We start from the raw sequence: 19,609 nt of genomic DNA, 5'->3' as shown, positions 1-19,609 counted from the left end.
TTCAAGAGTCACAATAGAAGACGCTATGCCTTAAATTAAGGAGATTATTATCTGTGGTGTTACAAGTACAAACCAGCATCTACGAACCTAAAACTCAAGAAATTGCTAAACAACTCCTAACAGCTACCCAAGAAAATCGTTCATTTTTGGCTTCCTTGCGTGACCAAATGCGCTGGGATGATAAATTACTAGCTTGGGCGATGAGCAATCCTGGTTTGCGGGTGCAACTCTTTCGCTTTATTGATACTCTCCCGGCGTTACGCAGTAAACCAGAAATTGCTGCCCATTTACAAGAATATTTAGGAGATGAAACAGTAGAATTGCCAGCAGCCCTCAAGGGGATGCTCAATTTTGCTAACCCTGATTCTATGCCGGGACAAGTGGCTGCAACAACTGTCTCGACGGCGGTTGAGACATTAGCTCATAAATATATTGCTGGCGAAAATATTAAACAAATCATCAAAACTGTAGAACGACTGCGTAAAGAAAAAATGGCTTTCACTATTGATTTACTTGGTGAAGCTGTAATTACAGAAGTAGAAGCGCAGTCTTATCTAGAACGCTATCAAGAATTAATTGCACAATTGGTAGAAGCATCTAAGAATTGGAATCATATTCCGGCTATTGATGAAGCCGATGGTGAAAAGCTACCAAAAGTCCAAGTTTCTGTTAAATTAACGGCGTTTTATTCCCAATTTGACCCATTAAATGCTGAAGGTAGCGAGGCAAAAGTTAGCGATCGCATTCGCAACTTATTACGTCACGCTCAAGAGTTAGGCGCAGCTATCCATTTTGATATGGAACAGTATGCCTATAAAGACTTGACTCTGAATATCTTACAAAAATTATTGTTAGAAGATGAATTCCGGCAACGCACAGATATAGGTATGACAATCCAAGCATACTTGCGTGATAGCGAGCAAGATGCCAGAAATGTAATTGCTTGGTTGAAGCAGCGTGGTTATCCGCTAACAATTCGGTTAGTGAAGGGTGCGTATTGGGATCAGGAAACTATCAAAGCAGCCCAGAAGCATTGGCCGCAGCCTGTTTACAATGACAAAATGGCGACAGATGCGAATTTTGAAGCGATAACTCAGTTGTTGCTCGAAAATCACCAATATGTATATGCTGCCATTGGTAGTCATAATGTGCGATCGCAAGCACGAGCAATTGCCATAGCGGAAAGTCTTAAAGTTCCCCGTCGTTGTTTTGAAATGCAAGTGCTGTATGGGATGGGGGATAAATTAGCTAAGGCTTTGGTTGATCAGGGTTATCGGGTAAGGGTTTATTGTCCTTACGGTGAATTATTGCCGGGGATGGCTTATCTAATTCGGCGGTTGTTGGAAAATACAGCTAATAGTTCGTTCTTGCGGCAGAATTTGGAGAATAAGCCAATGGAGGAACTGCTTGCACCTCCGGTTTTAAACTCTCACGCCCAGACGCGGAAGCACGAGGAAGATGGAAGATTCTCTGGTGCGGCGGATACTGATTATGCGGAAGAGGAGAGAAGAAAGAAGGCGGCGCAGGCTTTTGAGAATGTGCGTCAGCAGTTTGGTAAGACTTATTTACCGTTGATTAATGGGGAGTATGTCAAGACTCAGGATGTGATTGACTCTGTTAATCCTTCTAATTTTAGTCAGGTAATTGGCAAGGTTGGATTGATTAGTGTGGAACAAGCGGAACAGGCGATGCAAGCGGCTAAGGCTGCATTTCCTGGGTGGAAGAAAACACCTGTGAAGCAACGCGCTGATATTTTACGCAAAGCTGCTGATTTGATGGAACAACGCCGGGCGGAATTGTCGGCTTGGATAGTTTTGGAGGTTGGGAAACCAGTTAAGGAAGCAGACGCAGAGGTTTCGGAGGCGATCGATTTTTGTCGCTACTACGCTGAAGAGATGGAACGGCTTTATCAAGGTATTAATTATGACGTGCCTGGAGAAACAAACCGTTATATCTACCAGCCGCGAGGAATTGCGGTGGTGATTTCGCCGTGGAATTTCCCGTTAGCGATCGCCTGTGGGATGACTGTTGCTGCTTTGGTTACGGGTAACTGTACGCTGCTCAAACCTGCGGAAACATCTTCTGTAATTACTGCCAAACTCACAGAAATTCTGGTTGAAGCTGGGATTCCCAATGGTGTTTTTCAATACGTTCCCGGTAAGGGTTCCCAAGTTGGAGCGTATTTAGTCAGTCACCCTGATACTCATGTGATTGCTTTTACTGGTTCTCAAGAAGTGGGTTGTAGAATTTACTCAGAAGCAGCAACCTTGAAGCCTTTGCAAAGGCATATGAAACGGGTAATTGCGGAGATGGGCGGCAAGAATGGCATCATCGTTGATGAAAGTGCTGATTTAGACCAAGCTGTTGTAGGGGTTGTGCAGTCAGCATTTGGTTACAGTGGGCAGAAATGCTCGGCTTGTTCGCGGGTAATGGTTGTAGAATCAATCTACGATGCTTTTGTCACAAGGTTGGTTGAAGCGACAAAATCCTTGAACATTGGGGAAACCGAGTTACCCAGTACCCAAGTAGGGCCAGTGATTGATGCTAATGCCCGCGATCGCATCCGCGAGTATATTGAAAAGGGTAAGGCTGAAGCCAAGTTAGCTTTAGAGTTAGCTGCACCCGAACAAGGATATTTTATCGGCCCAGTGATTTTTAGTGAAGTACCACCCGATGGCATAGTTGCCCAACAAGAAATATTCGGGCCTGTGTTAGCTGTCATTAAAGTCAAGGATTTTGCCCAAGCATTAAAGGTTGCTAACGGCACAAATTACGCCTTAACTGGCGGGTTATATTCGCGTACACCTTCCCATATTCAACAAGCACAAGAAGAGTTTGAAGTTGGCAACTTGTACATTAACCGCAATATTACAGGTGCGATCGTGGCTCGGCAACCCTTCGGCGGATTCAAACTTTCTGGTGTCGGTTCCAAAGCAGGTGGCCCTGACTACTTGCTACAATTCCTCGAACCGCGCACAATCACAGAAAATATTCAGCGCCAAGGCTTTGCACCCATCGAAGGTGCGGAGTAATAACAATTTGCAATTCGCAAGTAAGTTGGGTTAAGGAACGAAACCCAACACCCGCAGGATTGGTATGAACTAAGAAATCAGGTGAGAATTTCCCACCTGATTTTTTTATTAAAATTATGAAAGACTATAGAAGCAAACAAAACATGATTGCTAAAGAAGAAATTACCATCAAAGTCCCGTCTGAAGTAGCAGAAGCATACCGCAATGCTACAGAAGAAGAACAGGAACAAATTGCAGCCCGCATCACAGTGTTACTCAAGTCCTCAATGACAAGCAAACAGGAAGCCATTGCCAAGCTCAGACAAACAATGGATGAAATTGGTACAAAAGCCGTTCAAAGGGGCTTAACACCAGAAATGTTGGAGTCAATCTTGAATAATGACGAATGAAAGACGGTTTGTGCTTGATGTCAATGTCATTGTTAGTGCGTTGTTATTCCCAGGAAGTAAACCAGATCGCGCACTTAGAAAGGCTCAAGATTTAGGAGAATTATTGGTATCCGAGTCCATTTGGCTGGAGTTAGAACAGGTACTTGCTCGACCTAATTTTAATCGGTACATCACGCCAGAAGAACGAAACAATTTCTTGCTAGATTTGTCCGAAACTGTACGGTTCATTAAAGTAACTGAGCAGATTAATGAATGTCGAGATCCAAAAGATAACAAATATCTGGAATTAGCCGTCAGTGGAAAAGCAGAATGTATTGTGACTGGAGATCGTGATCTGCTAGTGCTAAATCCCTGGAGAGGTATTGAGATTATAACTGTTCAAGATTTCTGTTATTTTAATGCTGTGACATAATGCGATCGCTCTTAAAGAGATTGATGAAAGAATGAATTGAGCCGACGAGTAGGGAGACCTCGATGAAGACTGGTAAAGTTCATAATTTATCTTTCCTATAAAATGCTAGGTGATTATCGCATACTCATTGAAAATTATTCCTCAATCCAAGCAGTCAGAAATTCCACTTGGTTTTGCATTTCTTCTGCTGACTTAACGTGAGTTCGACGGATTGAAAAAACCCCTCTCCAAACCTCTCCCCTAAAAGGAGATAGGCTTTGAAAGCCTAGTTTTTTCGTGAACAATGAGTAATATTTCTGCCCCTCTCCGCGTCGGAGAGGGGTTGGGGAGAGGTTCATCGAATTCACGTTGACTTAGCTGCAATTAGCCTCAACATCCCGCGCATTAATTCGCCCACTGAGTAACGCTGCTGCTGTACTAAAATCATTCCTGTATGAGATTGTTCTTTGCTCAAAAAATCACTGTGCAAACGGTAGAAATCTCTAATATTAGAGCTATATAAAACTAGATTTTGTTCTGTTGCCCATTTCAGTTGTTCTTCATCAGAATAACCAAGTCTATTTACACTTAAACTTGTAATTACTTCTACACCACGATTTTGTAGAGCCAGAACTCAAGAACGTGCGGTAGAATCTTCATCCATGTACAATCGAATCTGGCTCATGAACGTTTTTGAGCTTTGTGTAATGTCTCTAATCTCTCAGCCTCGGCTGCTTCTGCCGCAATATCGGCATCAATTTCATGGCGGTTAGCATGATAATAAGCTAAAGCTGCATAAATCTGCGCTAAAGTTAGGTGACTAATCTCATCAGCAATTTTTTCTGCACTGTAACCTTGTTTATACCAGATAGCTATACGCCGGACTGTTACCCCTGTACCAGCAATAATTGGGCAACCTCCGTGTATTTCAGAATTATGATTGATGAGTGTGCCAATATCGGTAATAGTTGCCAAAGCTGATGCTCCTAAATTTATCTTTTATGAAACGCTAAGTGCGATCGCATTTCCTTTCAGCATATCTAAACTAAGACAATGGGTTGTGACGTTTCTCCATTATTTACTGATGTGCGATCGCCTACGCAGCTACACAAAATGCGATCGCTGTCATGATTTTAGAACAAGCAATACCTACGACAGATGCTTTGCGTCTACGCCCTATCAAAATTAGCTTTCGTTGCTAACCCTACCTCATCCATAGAGAACCTTAACTCGTTTGCGACCAACGAGGTAAGGTTTCTTATTAACCCTACCTCGTTGATGGAGAACATCAATCGCTCACAAGCATCAAAGTATTTTTCCAACTGAATGCCGTTAGCTGTAACGGTGTGTTGAGCAGGGTGCTAAGTTAAATCAGTCTGAAACAGTGTAAGAGAGTACTACAGCATCTAGCTAAAGTCTGATATCTTCTTGCCAACAACAAAAATGTTGTCAGGAAGATTAATGGCTCGAATTAATGGATTTATCGGTCGTCGTGATTTTTTGAAGTTAGCAGGTACAGGCTCCTTAGCGATCGCTGCTACGACTATTAGTGGTAGCCTGATAACAAATACATCGAAAACTGCGATCGCTGATGTTAGTCCAGCTAACCCAAATCCAGTTAACCCAAATCAGGCTTTAAAACTTTTACTAGATGGTAATCAACGATTTATCCAACAAAAACGCCAATACCCTCATCAATCGTTGGCGCATTTGCAATTACTAGCCAAAGCACAATATCCTTTTGCCGCAATTTTAGGTTGTGCAGATTCTAGAGTACCAACAGAAATTATTTTTGACCAAGGGCTAGGCGATTTATTTGTTGTGCGAGTCGCTGGTAATGTTGCCAGTGATATGGCTATAGGTAGCTTGGAATATACCACAGCTGTTTTAGGGACGCAACTAATTGTCGTCTTGGGTCATAAAAACTGCGGTGCTGTAGCAGCCGCCATCAAAAATGAACCGCTTCCCGGTAGAATTGGCTATGTCGTTGAAGGCATCAAACCAGCTTTAAGCAATTTAAATTCCACAGATGCGGTTATTGCCAACATTCAATATCAGGCAAACAAATTACAACAAAGTTCCGCAATATTAGCTCAATTAGTGGACACAGGCAAACTCAAAATTGTGAGTGCTTATTATAATATTGATACTGGCAAAATTACCGTAATTACTTAAAAATACATCCCCATTCATCTGCGTAGCCTGCGTCTAGCCGCTTATACCGTTTCACTTTAAGTTTGATACAAGTAGGTCGCAGGGGGGCAGGGAGCAGGGAGCAGGGAGCAGGGGGCAGGTCGCAGGTCGCAGGGGGAAAGAATTAAAAACCATTAATTTGTATCAAGATTTTCGTGAATTGGTATTACGCGTCTATATCCGCGTTTATCTGCGGTTAATCTTTCCATGAATCTCAAATCAGAACACATCCAAACCATCCGCAGTCACGCCGAAAGCACTTACCCCAACGAATGCTGCGGTTTAATGCTTGGCTATCTAGATAATCAAACCAAAACTGTAGTAGAAATCATCCCCACGGAAAACGCCTGGAGTGCTGAGTCTGTCAACTTCGACAGCAACCATGCAGAACACAACGAAAAACAACGATATGCGATCGCACCCCAAGTTATGTTACAAGTACAAAAAGCAGCACGGGATAAATTGTTAAATATCATTGGTATTTATCACTCTCATCCTGACTATCCGGCTATTCCTTCCGAATGCGATCGTCAGTATGCTTGGCCAGAATACTCATATATAATAGTTTCCATTCAAAATGGCCAAGCTGATGAACTCTTAAGTTGGAGTCTTGACGACAATCATCAGTTTCAACCAGAGTTAATCGATATTATCAATTTAACGTGAGTTCAACGAGACTAGAAAAGGGCAGGATGTAGTACAGGCAAATCTTTCGGGTACACATTAATAGATAGTTTGTTAGATAAGTAAGTATAAGCAACCAAACCTGCTACTAAATTAACCAAAAAGTTCAATGAGCTACGGTGTGCTGAATGTTCTGTTTGACATATTAACTAACTCAATTCCTGCTCGCTTGCCCAACAAGATTTTATCAATCAGCCAATAGTTCTTTTTCCTTTCATGGCAAGCTTTTTGGTTTTGCGATCTCCATCAAACTCACGTTGATTGTTAATATGCTGGTAAAGCTTGCGTTCAAACTTTTTCATACATACTGACCAATCAAACTTGAGAATAGAGTGACGAGCTTGCTCACCCATGTTTGCCTTCAAGTGAGGATTTTCCAGAATAGTAATTACCTTTTGAGCAAAATCTGCTGGGTTGTTAGGTTCAGCTAAAAAACCATTATAACCAGAAGACACTTGTTCTGCGGTTGAAGGGGCAAGTGCTGCAACTACAGGAGTACCAGAAGCCAGTGCTTCGTTATTTGTAGTGCAGAAGTTTTCGCTCACAGACGGATTTACAAAGACATCAGCACGAGCAAACCAACCTAACAGTTCTTTACCGTGGGACTCACCCCACATAGTAATACCAGAACCCAATATTTGAGCGCGTCGCTGCATTTCGGAGTATAGGGAACCACTACCGACTATAACTAAATGAACATCAGGAATTTTGGCAGCAATGAGTGGATATGCTTGTAAAAGCTGGTCGACATTTTTTTCTGCACTAATGCGGCCAACAAACAACAAAGTTGGTCGATGGTCATGAGAAATCGGATCATAACAAATGTTTTGGGGATGAAATTTGTTGCAATCCACCCCTTGATAAGCAAGATATTCTCCACGCTGAAGTTTCATCTTTTTGTATTCATTCAGCTGTTCTTGAGAAGAAAAGTAATTGGCATCATAAGCTTCACTAAAATGCCTGACTAGGAGCGGAATAATAGGACGAATCAGGCAAAACGATAGATTGCCTAAGTAATATCTAATATAGGCAATGATATCTGTATGGAAGAGAGTTATGACTGGAGTATCAGTTAACTTTGCATATTCACGACCAATAAGACGACCATAACCTTGTAAGAAAAGTGAATAATAACCAATCATGGCTGGTGCTTCTTCAAGCACTACAATATCTGGCTTAAAATCTAATAATAATTTTGTATCATTCCAATATCGATAGTGCAATGGTACGGGAAGAGATTTATAAAAAATTAGTGGTTTAGTTGGATAAGCATAAGAAGAAAAATTGGGGAATGACTTAATTTCTTCAATACCCGGTATAGGACGATTAAAAATCTCTTTAGGATAGTATTCATTAACTTCAGGGTGGATAAGAAAAACTTCATGACCCTGTTGTAGCAACCAACAAACCCGTTGGTGTACTCCTATAGAAATCCCAGATAAAAAGGGGGCGTATGCTCCCGTAATAATTGCAATGCGAAGGTGTTGCTTATTCATCGCTAATACTAACTTCTGTTGTTTTGAAGAGACACAAAATAATCAATTTTCTAACAATTACATAAGTCATACCATAACAACACTTAGCATGAGATAATGCCTCGCTACACTAACGGTATTACTTTCAAGACAGATATGAGTATGAGTTCAAGAACAATAACCCTAATATCAGAGTATGTTTGAAAAGGATCGTTTGACCTCATATAGAAATCATATTTTATTTTTGAAATACAGGTTATGTTTACACTACACAACCTTTAAACGGCAACTTAAGTTATTTGCATAAACAATAAACTGATTGATCCTCAATTACAACTCATATGCAACAGAATTGATACTGATCGAGCATTTTTGAAAAATAGCAATTACAAGTGTGTTCATTAACACTATCAAAATGATCTCTCTGCATATAACAATTATTTTGGTAAAATATTTAACGTTCAAATTGTTCTTTTTCCTTTCGTAGCAAGCTTTTTGCTTCTGCGATCTCCGTCGAACTCACGTTAAATTTAACTACTTAGTTAAATAAAGACATCATTTTTCGATAGGATTAAGAATCCGCTCGTCCACAGCAAAACTGCTATGTTAAATCCCAATCTGGATCAAATCCAGCTGACTAAAGACGACTACGAACGTTACTCCCGCCACCTGATTTTGCCAGAAGTCGGGCTAGAGGGACAAAAACGCCTGAAAGCGGCTAGTGTACTGTGTATCGGTACAGGCGGACTCGGTTCACCACTACTGCTATATTTAGCAGCAGCAGGTATCGGACGCATTGGTATTGTTGATTTTGATGTTGTTGATACTTCTAACCTGCAACGCCAAGTTATTCACGGGACTTCTTGGGTAGGTAAACCTAAAATTGAATCTGCAAAAAACCGCATTCACGAAATTAACCCCCATTGTCAGGTTGATTTATACGAAACTCGCCTGAGTTCCGAGAATGCCTTAGATATCATTAGACCTTACGATATCGTGGTGGATGGTACTGATAACTTCCCCACTAGATATTTAGTCAACGACGCTTGTGTGTTGCTGAACAAGCCAAATGTTTACGGTTCAATTTTCCGCTTTGAAGGCCAAGCAACAGTATTTAACTACGAAGACGGGCCGAACTACCGTGACTTATACCCCGAACCACCACCACCAGGAATGGTTCCTTCCTGTGCAGAAGGCGGAGTTTTGGGAATTTTGCCAGGAATGATTGGTGTTATCCAAGCAACGGAAACTGTCAAAATCATCCTCGGAAATGGCAATACTTTAAGTGGACGACTTTTGCTATACAACGCCTTAGAAATGAAATTCCGGGAGTTGAAACTGCGTCCCAACCCCATCCGTCCAGTTATTGAAAAGTTGATAGACTACGAACAATTCTGCGGTATTCCTCAAGCTATGGCTGAAGAAGCGAAACAACAGCAAGAAATTGCGGAAATGAATGTTACGGAATTGAAAGCTTTGCTAGATAGCGGTGCAAAAGATTTTGTATTGCTAGATGTCCGCAACCCGCACGAATACGATATTGCTAAAATTCCTGGTTCAGTGTTAGTACCACTACCAGATATTGAAAACGGCGATGGCGTAGCTAAGGTGAAAGAATTACTCAACGGCCACCGCTTAATTGCCCATTGTAAGATGGGTGGACGCTCTGCCAAAGCCCTCAGCATCCTCAAGGAAGCGGGAATTACAGGAACAAATGTCAAAGGCGGGATTACTGCGTGGAGTCGGGAAGTAGATGCGTCAGTTCCAGAATACTAAAAATTAATTGCAGATAATTCAGAAAAGATGAGGGAAGTAATTGATGTTACTTCCCATTTTTATGCGTTGCATGAATGCGTGATGATTTTGGAATTTTTATAAATAAGGCATCAAACTAATTTACCTCCGCGAATTGATGTACTTACCACTGTTTAAAATGAAGTATAAATAACAAAGTAAGTAGAGCTAGATTTTAGCATTAGCAGGAGGAACTGCTAGTTCAAATATCTTTGTGTAGTCGTAAAAAATATGTCGATGCAACCTTCCTATTTGTTCTATGCTAATTATTAGCGAAGAAATAAAGAATAGATCCGCATCATACTCACGTAAATAAAAAGTACCTTTGGGCATGAGTATACCGTCATCAGTGTTTAAAGGTCTTATTAACCTTACCCACGAATATTTTCCTAATATATGTATATAATCTGGTCTTCTATCCAGTGGTATTTCCGGGTACTGTGTGTAAAACTCTTCAATATACTCACTAGTAGTGTCAGAACTGGCACCATCTAGCGCAAATATAACCTTTAACAAGCCATCGCTCATGCCCTCCATATCAATGGAAGGATCTGCATTGTTTGGATTTAGAGAAGTACCTCTTGGAATGGATGCAATGTTGTCTAGTGCATCGAACATATCTTTTTTATTTAAAGAGGACTTCACTGAAACAATTCCAACTGTACCGTCTATACAAGCAAACGATTTTCCTTCCCCATCTTTATTAAGAGCATCAAACTTTAGACTGTGATAGTCGGATATAATAATATCAATTTGCTTGGATTCCTCTCCATCCAAGTTAAATAAAAACCCACCCAAAAATATATTACATGAGCTTGGTATATGCTGCTTAAGTACCTCAAGAAAAATGCGTTCTTTACTTTGCCCATTATCAGTTGTATTGGGAAAAATACTGGAAACAGAAGCTTCTCCTCGCAAGACTTGGGTGATATCTATTAAATATTTGCGAAATCTTTCAACAAATGGCTTTGGCATGGTTTCACCTAAATAAATTATTAGAAAAAATTTTAACTACAAATATTACTTAAACTATTGTATAAATTTTCGCTTTTACTCTAATAGCCAACCGAATAAATCACCTACTGTAAGCTGTAACTCACTTGCAAAAGATGGCACAGGAATTACCTGTTCTGGTTTATCAAATAACTCTGGTGGCCGGTTTGAGAAATATACAAATACTACTCTTTCAGTTGGGTCAATGAGCCAACCCATTTGAGTTCCATGCTTCAAAGAGTGCAGAATTTTAGCAATGACCTTACTTTGGCTTTGCTCAGGGGAAAGGATTTCAATTATCCAATCGGGTGCTAGTGCAAAAATATTTGCCACACCTCCGTTCTCATTTCGCGGAATTCTCTCCCAAAGAAACACAGATACATCTGGAACGATCGCACGTCCGGCAAAAATGCAGCACAACTCTGGAAATGCTCGCGCGATTTTCTGCGGCTTAGTAACTCCATTGATGGTAATAATTAGTTCACCTTGAATTGTACTGTGTTCACCTTTTGGTATGGATTTCTGAATAATCTGTCCATCAATATACTCACTAGCGGGTTTAGTTTCTGGTAGTTTGAGAAACTCCTCTAATGTCAAATTTTTTGCTGGTGTCTGTACCATTGGCGACTACCTTTCCTATTCTCCACTGATTTCGACTAACGTTTCACCTGTTCGCAAAAGCTCTAACGCTTTTGGCAAAGTAGCAATTAAAATCTCTTGTAACCGAGAATTTGAGGTATTTCCGCACGTCAACCAGATAATTTGCGGTGGTGTTCCCAGACACTCAACCAAGTCAACAAAGTCGCTATCCTTAGTTACAAAGATAACTCCTTGAGTTTTTGCTGCCTCAAAAATCTCAAGGTCTTCAGCATCTCTCAGACCAACATCGCGTAAAGCTAAAGCTGTTATACCAAAAGTGTTGCTGATCCAAGTCGCAATGGCAGGCGATAAATGTGCATCTATCCAGATTGTCATGCTACTAACACTGGATGATTCAGCTTCCGCGAAGCATATAGTAGTGCTGCTTTGAGGTCATCTGCTTCTAGATCAGGCATTTCTTCTAATATTTGTTCTGCATTAAGTCCAACAGCAAATAAGTCTAATACATCTGACACCCTAATTCTCATGCCTCGAATACATGGGCGACCACCGCATTGTTTGGGATTAATTGTAATTCTGCTCAGTAAGTTTGACATATAGCTCCAATTGATGATTAATCCTAATTTACTATTTAAACAACAGCCGCTTCGGCGATCGCTCCCTGCATTCTTCCCATCGCATCAATTAAACTTTGCAATTGTTGGTCGGCTTTCATCACAGCTAAACCGCGGACTGTGACTTTACCAGGAGAGTAAACAAAGCGGGTTTTGAGATGTTCTGGTAAGTTGGCTGCAAGTAAATTCCATGCAGGTTCTTCCATTGGTGTTTCTAAAATTACGTGTTGTTTGTTTTCTGGTTTGATGCGGCTAAATCCTAATTTTTTCGCTAACTGTTTGAGTTCCATGACCCGCAACAGTTGATTAGCTGGTACGGGTAAAGTACCATAGCGATCGCTCCATTCAGCTGCAATCTGTGTTATTTCTTCTTTGGATTTCGCCGCTGCTACTGCACGGTACGCACTCATCTTTTGGTCAATATCAGGGATGTAATCGGTGGGGATAAATGCGGTGAGGTTGAGGTCGATTTGCGTATCGTCAACTTGGGGAATTTCTTGACCGCGAATTTCTCGAATTGCTTCCTCTAACATTTCCATGTACAAATCAAAACCGATCGCCTCCATTTGACCAGATTGTTCTGCACCCAGCAAGTTACCCACTCCGCGGATTTCCATGTCGCGCATGGCTAGTTGATATCCTGAACCGAGTTGAGTAAATTCTTGAATTGCCCGTAACCGTTGCCGCGCCGCATCAGATAATGTTCGCTGCTTGGGATAAAATAACCAAGCATGGGCTTGAATACCTGCACGTCCGACACGACCACGCAATTGATATAGTTGCGCTAAACCAAAGCGGTGAGCGTCTTCAATTAAGATGGTGTTAACGCGGGGAATATCTAACCCAGATTCAATAATTGTCGTACACACCAAAATATCTGCGTCGCCATTGCTGAAAGTGAGCATGGTTGATTCTAACTCGCTTTCGTCCATCTGCCCGTGAGCGATCGCAAATCTGCCTCCCGGTATCATTTCCCGCAATTGTGCTGTAGTCTCTTCAATCCCTTCAACTCGCGGGACAACATAAAAAACCTGTCCGCCGCGATCGAGTTCTTGGCGAATTGCACTGCGGACACTTTCCGGGTTCAAGGGTGAAAGATGGGTTTGAATTGGTCTTCGGGTTGGGGGTGGTGTGGTAATCAAACTCATTTCCCGAATTCCTGACAAGGACATATACAAAGTGCGGGGAATGGGTGTGGCGGAAAGAGTCAGTACGTCCACCTGAGTTTTTAAAGATTTAATTTTTTCTTTTTGGTTCACCCCAAACCGTTGTTCTTCATCTACCACTAACAAACCTAAGTCGCGGAATGACACGCCTTTCCCTAAGAGTTGGTGTGTTCCCACAACTATATCTAACTCACCCGTGGCCAGGCGTTTTTGAATATTGCGGCGTTCTTCTGCACTGCGGAAGCGGTTGAGTAAGCCGACATTAACAGGATAAGGAGCAAAACGTTCTTTGAGGGTGTGGTAGTGTTGCTGAGTCAAGATTGTGGTAGGTGCGAGGAGTGCGACTTGTTTACCAGAAGTCACGGCTTTGAATATGGCGCGGATTGCAACTTCAGTTTTACCGAAACCAACGTCACCACAAACTAAACGATCCATTGGGCGATCGCTTTCCATGTCTCGTTTCACATCTTGGACGGCTTTAAGTTGGTCGGTGGTAGGTTGGTAGGGAAAGGAATCTTCCATTTCCTCTTGCCAAGGCATATCTTGAGGATAGGCAAAACCTTGTTGTTGCGATCGCGCGGCGTATAGTTTCAGCAAATCTACCGCTAATTTCTTGATGGCTTTGCGGACACGGTTCTTAGTATTATCCCAAGCTTTCCCAGTCATTTTGTGCAGTTCTGGGGCTTTATCGCCACTGCTGCGGAAGCGAGACAAGGAACCTACTTGATCAGCCGCCACTCTCAAAAGACCGTCAGCATACTGCACAACTATGTAATCACGGGTTTCGTCGTTAAATGTCAAACTTTCTAACTTGACAAATTTCCCAATTCCGTGGCTTCTGTGAACTACATAATCCCCTGGACGCAGTTTATTGGGGTCAACTTGCTTAGAAGCAGCTTTGCGACGTTTGCGGATATACCCTGGTGTAGCTAGGGAGTGCTGACCATAAAATTCGCGGTCGGTGACAACTACCAAGCGATATGTCGGTAAGATAAAACCTTCTAGTTCCGCCAACCCAGAATATTTGAGGGCGACGGGAACATGGTTGATTTGCTGCTTTTCAATGGCTTGGTAATCGCGGGGATTGGGGATAAACTGCGCCGGACAATCGTGTTCTTGGAGAAGAGATACAGAACGGGAAGGTTGGGCAGAAATTAGCCAGATTGAGAAATTGCGATCGCGTTCTTGGCGTAATGTTTCGGCAAGTTTACCAAATTGATGCGGTGTAACTGGTACAGCGCGACTAGCTAAATTAATCCCGTTATTTTCCTCTGCTAGTTCTGATAAATATATAGTCGGAAATTGGGTAACTTCCCCCAGACAGTCTTCAAAAGAACGATGGATTTTGGGCAATTGTAGGGAACCCAAATCTAATTCTCCAGTTCCTAGCGACCATTGTTCCTCTGCATTTTCCACCCAGCGATCGCTATGTGCATGACACTGTTCTGGTTCATCAATAGCAATTAAAGTATTTTCGGGTAAGTAATCCAGAATCGATGCTGGTTTTTCAAAAGCTAACCCCAAAAATCGCCGACTTCCTTCTAGGAGTGCTGAGTCCTGGTCACTGAGCGAAGTCGAAGTGTGAGTGCTGAGTGCTGAGTCTGAGTTTGGTTCTTCTTTAAGAAAAGTTTGGAACTCAACATTACCCTTGAGTGCATCCAGGATGATCGGAGTAAAGCTAGTCGGAGTAAGCACGACTTGTTCAATTTTGTCAAGGGCAGAACGTTGAGTTGTCGGATCAAATTCTCGGAGTTTTTCGATTTCGTCGCCAAACCACTCCAAACGCACTGGTAATTCTGAAGAAACGGGGAAAATATCGACAATATCACCGCGTCGGCTCCACTGTCCTTCTGTTTCTACTAGAGGTACTCGTTCGTAACCCAAAGTCGTAATTTTGGTACTGAAGGTATTAAGGTCAAATTCCATTCCCTTCTTCAGGGTGAAGCTCAAAGGTGTGAAAGCTGCTGGTGGTGGTAAATGGGGTTGTAATGCTCCTGTAGTGGCAACAACTGCGATTTTCGCCTGTTGTTCGTTGCCATTCGTCATTAAATCTTGACTCTTCACCAAATCTGCTAACACTTGCATTTGTCCCCAAGTCATTTCTGTTTCGGGATCAAAGGGTTCGTAAGGGGATGCCTCAGAAGTGGGGTAAAAATGTACTGTTTGCCATCCCATCGCTTCTAACTGTGCATAGGCGCGTCCAGCTTCCTCCAGCGTGGCACAGACAACAAATAAATTCCTGCCTGAATTTTGTGCTAGTGCCGACGCTACCAAGCCCTTGGGTAGGCGAGAAATCCCATTTAATCGTAAATTTTGTTGCCGATTGAGCTTGGAAAGCAGTTCTGTGGTGAGTGGCGATCGCGCCAAGGCACGCACAATGGAAGAAAATGCCATAAGTTCTACTAGAGGTGGAAGTCGTTGGTCAAAAGAAGCAGGGGAGCAGGGAGCGGGGAGCAGGGGGGAGAGACTGGGACAAAGCTTGTACCCCGCCCCAGCCGAGCGCCCTGGAAGGGCGGGGCTTCTTACCCATGCTCCGCTTGCCTAACGGCACGCTACGCGAACACTCCGCGCAGAGAGGAAGGGCTTGCTCCCCCTGCTCCCTGCCCCCTTCCCCTCTGCCTCTTCGGTGATCAGAAAATTTATGGGTGGTTTATGTTCACCATTTTAAAAGTGTTAATACCTCTGTTATTACTTCTGTGGAAGAATGATGATTGAAATATAAATATATAACTTTCAAAGCTAAACTACGACTTTGTGTATAGTCAAAGAATTTATGACAGCACTTTAATTTAATACTAGATACTAGGGGTTAAGCAGAGTTCGCTCCCTATAGCGGCAAATCCAAACATGTCCTCCATCACTTCTGAAATTTTAATCATTTTGGTACTAATTATTGCCAACGGGATCTTTTCGATGTCTGAGATGGCAATTGTCTCGGCGCGTAAGGTTAGGCTACAGCAGCTTGCCAATCAAGGAGATCCCAAGGCTAAGGCAGCATTGAAATTAGCAGAGTCTCCCAATAATTTCCTGTCTACCGTTCAAGTCGGAATTTCCTTAATCGGTATTTTGACTGGTGCTTTTGGCGGAGCCACGATCGCTAATCGGCTGGCAGTATATGTAAAACTTATACCTGTTTTAGCGACTTACAGCGAAGCAGTATCCTTCGGGATAGTAGTTTTGATAATCACTTACCTATCTTTAATTATCGGGGAATTAGTGCCGAAGCGTCTGGCATTAAGCAACCCAGAAAAAATTGCAGCCTTTGTCGCTATTCCCATGCGGGCTTTAGCGGCTTTGGCTTCCCCGGCTGTACATTTGTTAAGTGCTTCCACAGATATGGTGTTACGGATTTTGGGAATTACAGCCTCACAAGAGCCGCAAGTCACCCAAGAAGAAATTAAAATCCTGATTGAGCAAGGAACAGAAGCCGGAACTTTTGAGGAAGCGGAACAGGATATGGTAGAGCGAGTTTTTCGTTTAGGCGATCGGCCTGTTAGTTCTTTTATGACACCCCGCCCTGATATTGTCTGGCTAGATTTAGAAGATACTGCCGAAGAAAACCGCCAGAAAATGAGTGAAAATGGCTATTCTCGATATCCAGTTTGTCAGGGAGGACTTGATAATGTGCTGGGTATTATCCCTGTCACTGACTTACTCGCCCGAAGTTTTCGTAATGAATCCCTCGACTTAACAGTAGGATTGCGACAGCCTGTGTTTGTACCAGAAAGCACCCGTGGCTTGAAAGTGTTGGAGTTATTCAAGCAAACCATTACTCATATGGCGCTGGTAGTGGATGAATACGGCGTAATTCAAGGACTGGTCACCCTAAACGACATTATGAGCGAAATTGTCGGCGATGTTCCCGCTGAACCTGGAGAGGATGAACCCCAAGCTGTACAAAGAGAAGATGGTTCTTGGCTGTTGGATGGGATGTTATCCGTAGACGAGTTCTTTGAACTTTTTGAGATAGAAGAGTGGGAATCGGAAGAACGCGGTAGCTATCAAACATTGGGGGGCTTTGTCATCACCCATCTAGGGCGCATCCCCACAGCAGCAGATCATTTTGAATGGCAAGGGATGCGGGTGGAAGTGATGGACATGGACGGTAATCGAGTGGATAAGGTGCTGGTTGTGCCAATGATCAATCAAGAGGATGAGACTAAGGAATAGAGGAAATGGCACTAATTTAAAAATTGAGACTTCTGATCCACCTCGACTGCGCTCAGTGGTCGCCGAGCGCATCGAGGCGCGCCCTTGCAGCCCATTTGGATCAATTATTATGTAACTAACTTCTTCTTGTCTTTTGAAAGACGGCAAAGACGATCGCTATCAATGCTAGACCTGGAATAGCGATCGCCCACAGTGGTAAAGTTCTAGTGTTTTCCTCGGCAACTTCACTATTGATATTTTGTGTGTTTACACTTCCAGCGGCTACAGTGACTTCAAACGCCAGCTTGAAGGGTTTGAAACTTGACCCTTTTGCTGGTTTACCATTTAGCTGTAATTGATAAATTCCTGGCTTAGGGAAGGTAATTTCGGCTCCGGGAATACCTTGGAAACGTTCGGCGGTTACTGGTTGTAAAGATGGTTCCAGTAGTGCTGGCTCTCCAGGAGTATGGGGTTCGGCATAAACTGTTAACTGACAATTACATTGAGCCAGAGGTATTACTTGTCCACCTTTGCGGGTAAGGGCAAACCAAGTTTGTGTAGGTTCGCCAGAACGAGGATTATCATTAGGTTCAAGATGTAGAGTCGCGCCGACATCTGCGGATACTTGCACTTTGTGGGCTAAGACAGGGTGAATAGTAGTAATGGCGATCGCTAAACAAAATAGTAATAATAAGCGCGTTAGGCTTTTTTGATTTTGGTAATTTTGCTGCGTTTCAAAGCGAGGTAGTTGGGGGAACATAAAACTTTTCTCTGGTTAACTTTGACCAAAAATGCGATACCTATGACAAGGGTTTTGTCCAACGCAACAGTAATACGCCGAGGGTGGCAATTCCCAGCAGTAATGTTGCTAACTTATTCCCCCAAGTTGATTCTAAAGAACCCAGGTAATGGGAACCAATCAACACCGCATGAAAGGCACTGAAGAGTAAAGCTGGCACAGTTAATAAGTGAATTTGTCGCCAACGCTTACCCCAAGATTTCTGCAACGATTCCCAACTAGTTAAAGCAGCGGGGGTCATCAATATCAATGCTACAGCACCCGCAGTCATACCCCAGCGAAATTCTGCCGGAAAAAACCAAAAAGCGGCAAAATTCCATTGTAGGGAATGTTCAATCATGTGGGTGGTGTGAACCACAGATAGTACAAAAGCTCCCACCCCTAAAGCCCGACGGTAACGCATGGGTGCAGCCCACAGGTTGCTAATAGGGCGAGCAATCAGCGCTAACATCAACAAGCATAAAGCGGCGTGTCCGGTGTAATCTACCATTGTGTCACCAGTCCGCAATAAGGTAATCGCGCCAATAGCCAGTGTTACCCAACCGCCTAAGCGAAATAATTGACTGCGCCGATTTTTACTAATTAAAGAAGTAGAAACACCAACCCCCAGCATTGTGGGTAAAGTTCCCGAACCAAAAGCCAGCATTGTTGCTGCACCCATCCAGAGATTACTAGTTTCTGCGGCTTTAATCTGAGCAGCATACAAAAAACCACAAGGCATTAAACCCCAAGTCATGCCCAAAAATATTGGTGTCCACCATTTTGTTTGAGAGGAAAGTTTAACCATTCCCGCACTCAGGCGATCGTGTAAACTGCTTTTTAGTAAAGGGTGTAATACAGGAATGTGTGGCAACCAGTTTGGTTTAATTTGTCCTAGCCCAAACCAAATCAGCATTACTCCAGTAATAATTGCCATAAAGCGGCGAAAATCACTGCCAATCCCCGCTAGTTGTCCACCTTGAAATAATATTGAACCCAAAGCCCCAATACCAGCACCAACCAGGGCATAGCTTAACATTCGTCCTAGATTCAGCAAAAAGTGAAATTTTAATTGCTGTTGCCAAGGGGATTTTTGTCCTTCACCTTTACCAGACAGTGAAAACGCCACTGTTAAAGGGCCACACATCCCAAAGCAATGCCCAAAACTGCCCAGGAATCCAACGATCGCAATTAGTAATAAATCCAACATATTCCTAGGAAGCAGAAGGCAGGATTACGCATAAAAAGGGAAATGATGGGAGTAAAAAATAATAACAAATGGCACAGAACCTTCCCAATATGGAACAATAGGTTAAATTTGAGCCTCTGTCAAAAGACAAGCCGTCAAACT

General features: G+C 42.7%; 17 protein-coding genes and 1 pseudogene. 8 read left to right on the top strand and 10 right to left on the bottom strand.

What is annotated here, in order from left to right; all coding sequences use genetic code 11:
• Positions 1 to 53: 53 nt before the first annotated feature.
• From pruA to IQ259_RS05180, 3 genes are all read left to right on the top strand, one after another.
• Positions 54 to 3,032, top strand: a complete 2,979-nt coding sequence (gene pruA, locus IQ259_RS05190; RefSeq protein WP_193881879.1) for an L-glutamate gamma-semialdehyde dehydrogenase — start codon at positions 54 to 56, stop codon at positions 3,030 to 3,032.
• Positions 3,033 to 3,175: 143 nt separating this feature from the next.
• Positions 3,176 to 3,421: a hypothetical protein gene (locus tag IQ259_RS05185; protein WP_193881877.1), complete on the top strand. Its 246-nt coding sequence runs from the start codon at positions 3,176 to 3,178 to the stop codon at positions 3,419 to 3,421.
• Positions 3,411 to 3,833 carry a putative toxin-antitoxin system toxin component, PIN family gene (locus IQ259_RS05180; RefSeq protein ID WP_193881875.1) on the top strand — a complete coding sequence of 141 codons (423 nt, stop codon included), beginning with the start codon at positions 3,411 to 3,413 and terminating at the stop codon, positions 3,831 to 3,833. The genes IQ259_RS05185 and IQ259_RS05180 overlap by 11 nt, the downstream gene beginning before the upstream one ends.
• A 343-nt stretch (positions 3,834 to 4,176) precedes the next feature.
• Here the strand turns inward: IQ259_RS05180 and IQ259_RS05175 are convergent, their stop codons facing one another.
• Both IQ259_RS05175 and IQ259_RS05170 read right to left on the bottom strand, forming a co-directional pair.
• Complete coding sequence (locus tag IQ259_RS05175; protein ID WP_228014374.1) at positions 4,177 to 4,443, bottom strand: DUF5615 family PIN-like protein; 267 nt, start codon at positions 4,441 to 4,443, stop codon at positions 4,177 to 4,179.
• Positions 4,444 to 4,493: 50 nt separating this feature from the next.
• On the bottom strand, positions 4,494 to 4,787 hold the full coding sequence (locus tag IQ259_RS05170) for a DUF433 domain-containing protein (protein WP_193881873.1): 294 nt from the start codon (positions 4,785 to 4,787) through the stop codon (positions 4,494 to 4,496).
• On the opposite strand from IQ259_RS05170, the gene IQ259_RS05165 reads away from it, so the two are divergent.
• From IQ259_RS05165 to IQ259_RS05155, 3 genes are all read left to right on the top strand, one after another.
• The gene (locus IQ259_RS05165; protein WP_228014369.1) at positions 4,756 to 5,001 is read left to right on the top strand and encodes a hypothetical protein; all 246 of its coding nucleotides are present in this window, start codon (positions 4,756 to 4,758) and stop codon (positions 4,999 to 5,001) included. The two genes, IQ259_RS05170 and IQ259_RS05165, sit on opposite strands and share 32 nt — an antisense overlap.
• A 272-nt stretch (positions 5,002 to 5,273) precedes the next feature.
• The gene (locus IQ259_RS05160; protein ID WP_193881869.1) at positions 5,274 to 5,987 is read left to right on the top strand and encodes a carbonic anhydrase; all 714 of its coding nucleotides are present in this window, start codon (positions 5,274 to 5,276) and stop codon (positions 5,985 to 5,987) included.
• 225 nt (positions 5,988 to 6,212) lie between these two features.
• Positions 6,213 to 6,671 (top strand): Mov34/MPN/PAD-1 family protein, encoded by a 459-nt coding sequence (locus IQ259_RS05155; protein ID WP_193881867.1) that lies wholly within the window; start codon positions 6,213 to 6,215, stop codon positions 6,669 to 6,671.
• A 209-nt stretch (positions 6,672 to 6,880) separates the two neighbouring features.
• Here IQ259_RS05155 and IQ259_RS05150 read toward each other — a convergent pair whose 3' ends face one another.
• Positions 6,881 to 8,185, bottom strand: a complete 1,305-nt coding sequence (locus IQ259_RS05150) for a glycosyltransferase (protein ID WP_193881865.1) — start codon at positions 8,183 to 8,185, stop codon at positions 6,881 to 6,883.
• Positions 8,186 to 8,767: 582 nt separating this feature from the next.
• Between IQ259_RS05150 and moeB the strand changes: the two genes are divergently transcribed.
• Positions 8,768 to 9,940, top strand: a complete 1,173-nt coding sequence (gene moeB / locus IQ259_RS05145; RefSeq protein WP_193881863.1) for a molybdopterin-synthase adenylyltransferase MoeB — start codon at positions 8,768 to 8,770, stop codon at positions 9,938 to 9,940.
• A 186-nt stretch (positions 9,941 to 10,126) separates the two neighbouring features.
• Here moeB and IQ259_RS05140 read toward each other — a convergent pair whose 3' ends face one another.
• The 5 genes from IQ259_RS05140 to mfd form a co-directional block, all read right to left on the bottom strand.
• Entirely contained in the window at positions 10,127 to 10,933 is an 807-nt protein-coding gene (locus tag IQ259_RS05140) for a DUF6602 domain-containing protein (protein ID WP_193881859.1), read from the bottom strand.
• 75 nt (positions 10,934 to 11,008) lie between these two features.
• Positions 11,009 to 11,572 (bottom strand): Uma2 family endonuclease, encoded by a 564-nt coding sequence (locus IQ259_RS05135; protein ID WP_193881856.1) that lies wholly within the window; start codon positions 11,570 to 11,572, stop codon positions 11,009 to 11,011.
• A gap of 15 nt (positions 11,573 to 11,587) precedes the next feature.
• Positions 11,588 to 11,926 carry a DUF5615 family PIN-like protein gene (locus IQ259_RS05130; RefSeq protein ID WP_193881853.1) on the bottom strand — a complete coding sequence of 113 codons (339 nt, stop codon included), beginning with the start codon at positions 11,924 to 11,926 and terminating at the stop codon, positions 11,588 to 11,590.
• The gene (locus tag IQ259_RS05125; RefSeq protein ID WP_193881850.1) at positions 11,923 to 12,147 is read right to left on the bottom strand and encodes a DUF433 domain-containing protein; all 225 of its coding nucleotides are present in this window, start codon (positions 12,145 to 12,147) and stop codon (positions 11,923 to 11,925) included. Before IQ259_RS05125 ends, IQ259_RS05130 begins: the two co-directional genes overlap by 4 nt.
• A 35-nt stretch (positions 12,148 to 12,182) precedes the next feature.
• Positions 12,183 to 15,725: a transcription-repair coupling factor gene (mfd, locus tag IQ259_RS05120; protein WP_193881846.1), complete on the bottom strand. Its 3,543-nt coding sequence runs from the start codon at positions 15,723 to 15,725 to the stop codon at positions 12,183 to 12,185.
• Positions 15,726 to 16,178: 453 nt separating this feature from the next.
• Here mfd and IQ259_RS05115 point away from each other — a divergent pair, with 453 nt between their 5' ends.
• Positions 16,179 to 17,501, top strand: a complete 1,323-nt coding sequence (locus IQ259_RS05115; RefSeq protein ID WP_193881843.1) for a hemolysin family protein — start codon at positions 16,179 to 16,181, stop codon at positions 17,499 to 17,501.
• Between the two features lie 115 nt (positions 17,502 to 17,616).
• On the opposite strand, the gene IQ259_RS05110 is transcribed toward IQ259_RS05115, so the two are convergent.
• Together IQ259_RS05110 and IQ259_RS05105 are read right to left on the bottom strand one after the other, a co-directional pair.
• A complete protein-coding gene (locus IQ259_RS05110; protein ID WP_228014368.1) occupies positions 17,617 to 18,240 on the bottom strand; it encodes a FixH family protein in 624 nt (207 codons plus the stop codon).
• Positions 18,215 to 19,468: pseudogene (locus IQ259_RS05105) on the bottom strand (sulfite exporter TauE/SafE family protein). Before IQ259_RS05105 ends, IQ259_RS05110 begins: the two are co-directional and overlap by 26 nt.
• Between the last annotated feature and the right edge of the window lie 141 nt (positions 19,469 to 19,609).

It is taken from the genome of Fortiea sp. LEGE XX443 (genome assembly GCF_015206815.1).
Classification (GTDB): Bacteria; Cyanobacteriota; Cyanobacteriia; order Cyanobacteriales; family Nostocaceae; genus Nostoc_B.
Note: the sequence above shows the minus strand (reverse complement) of the source record. Positions and strands in the feature narration are given on the sequence as shown.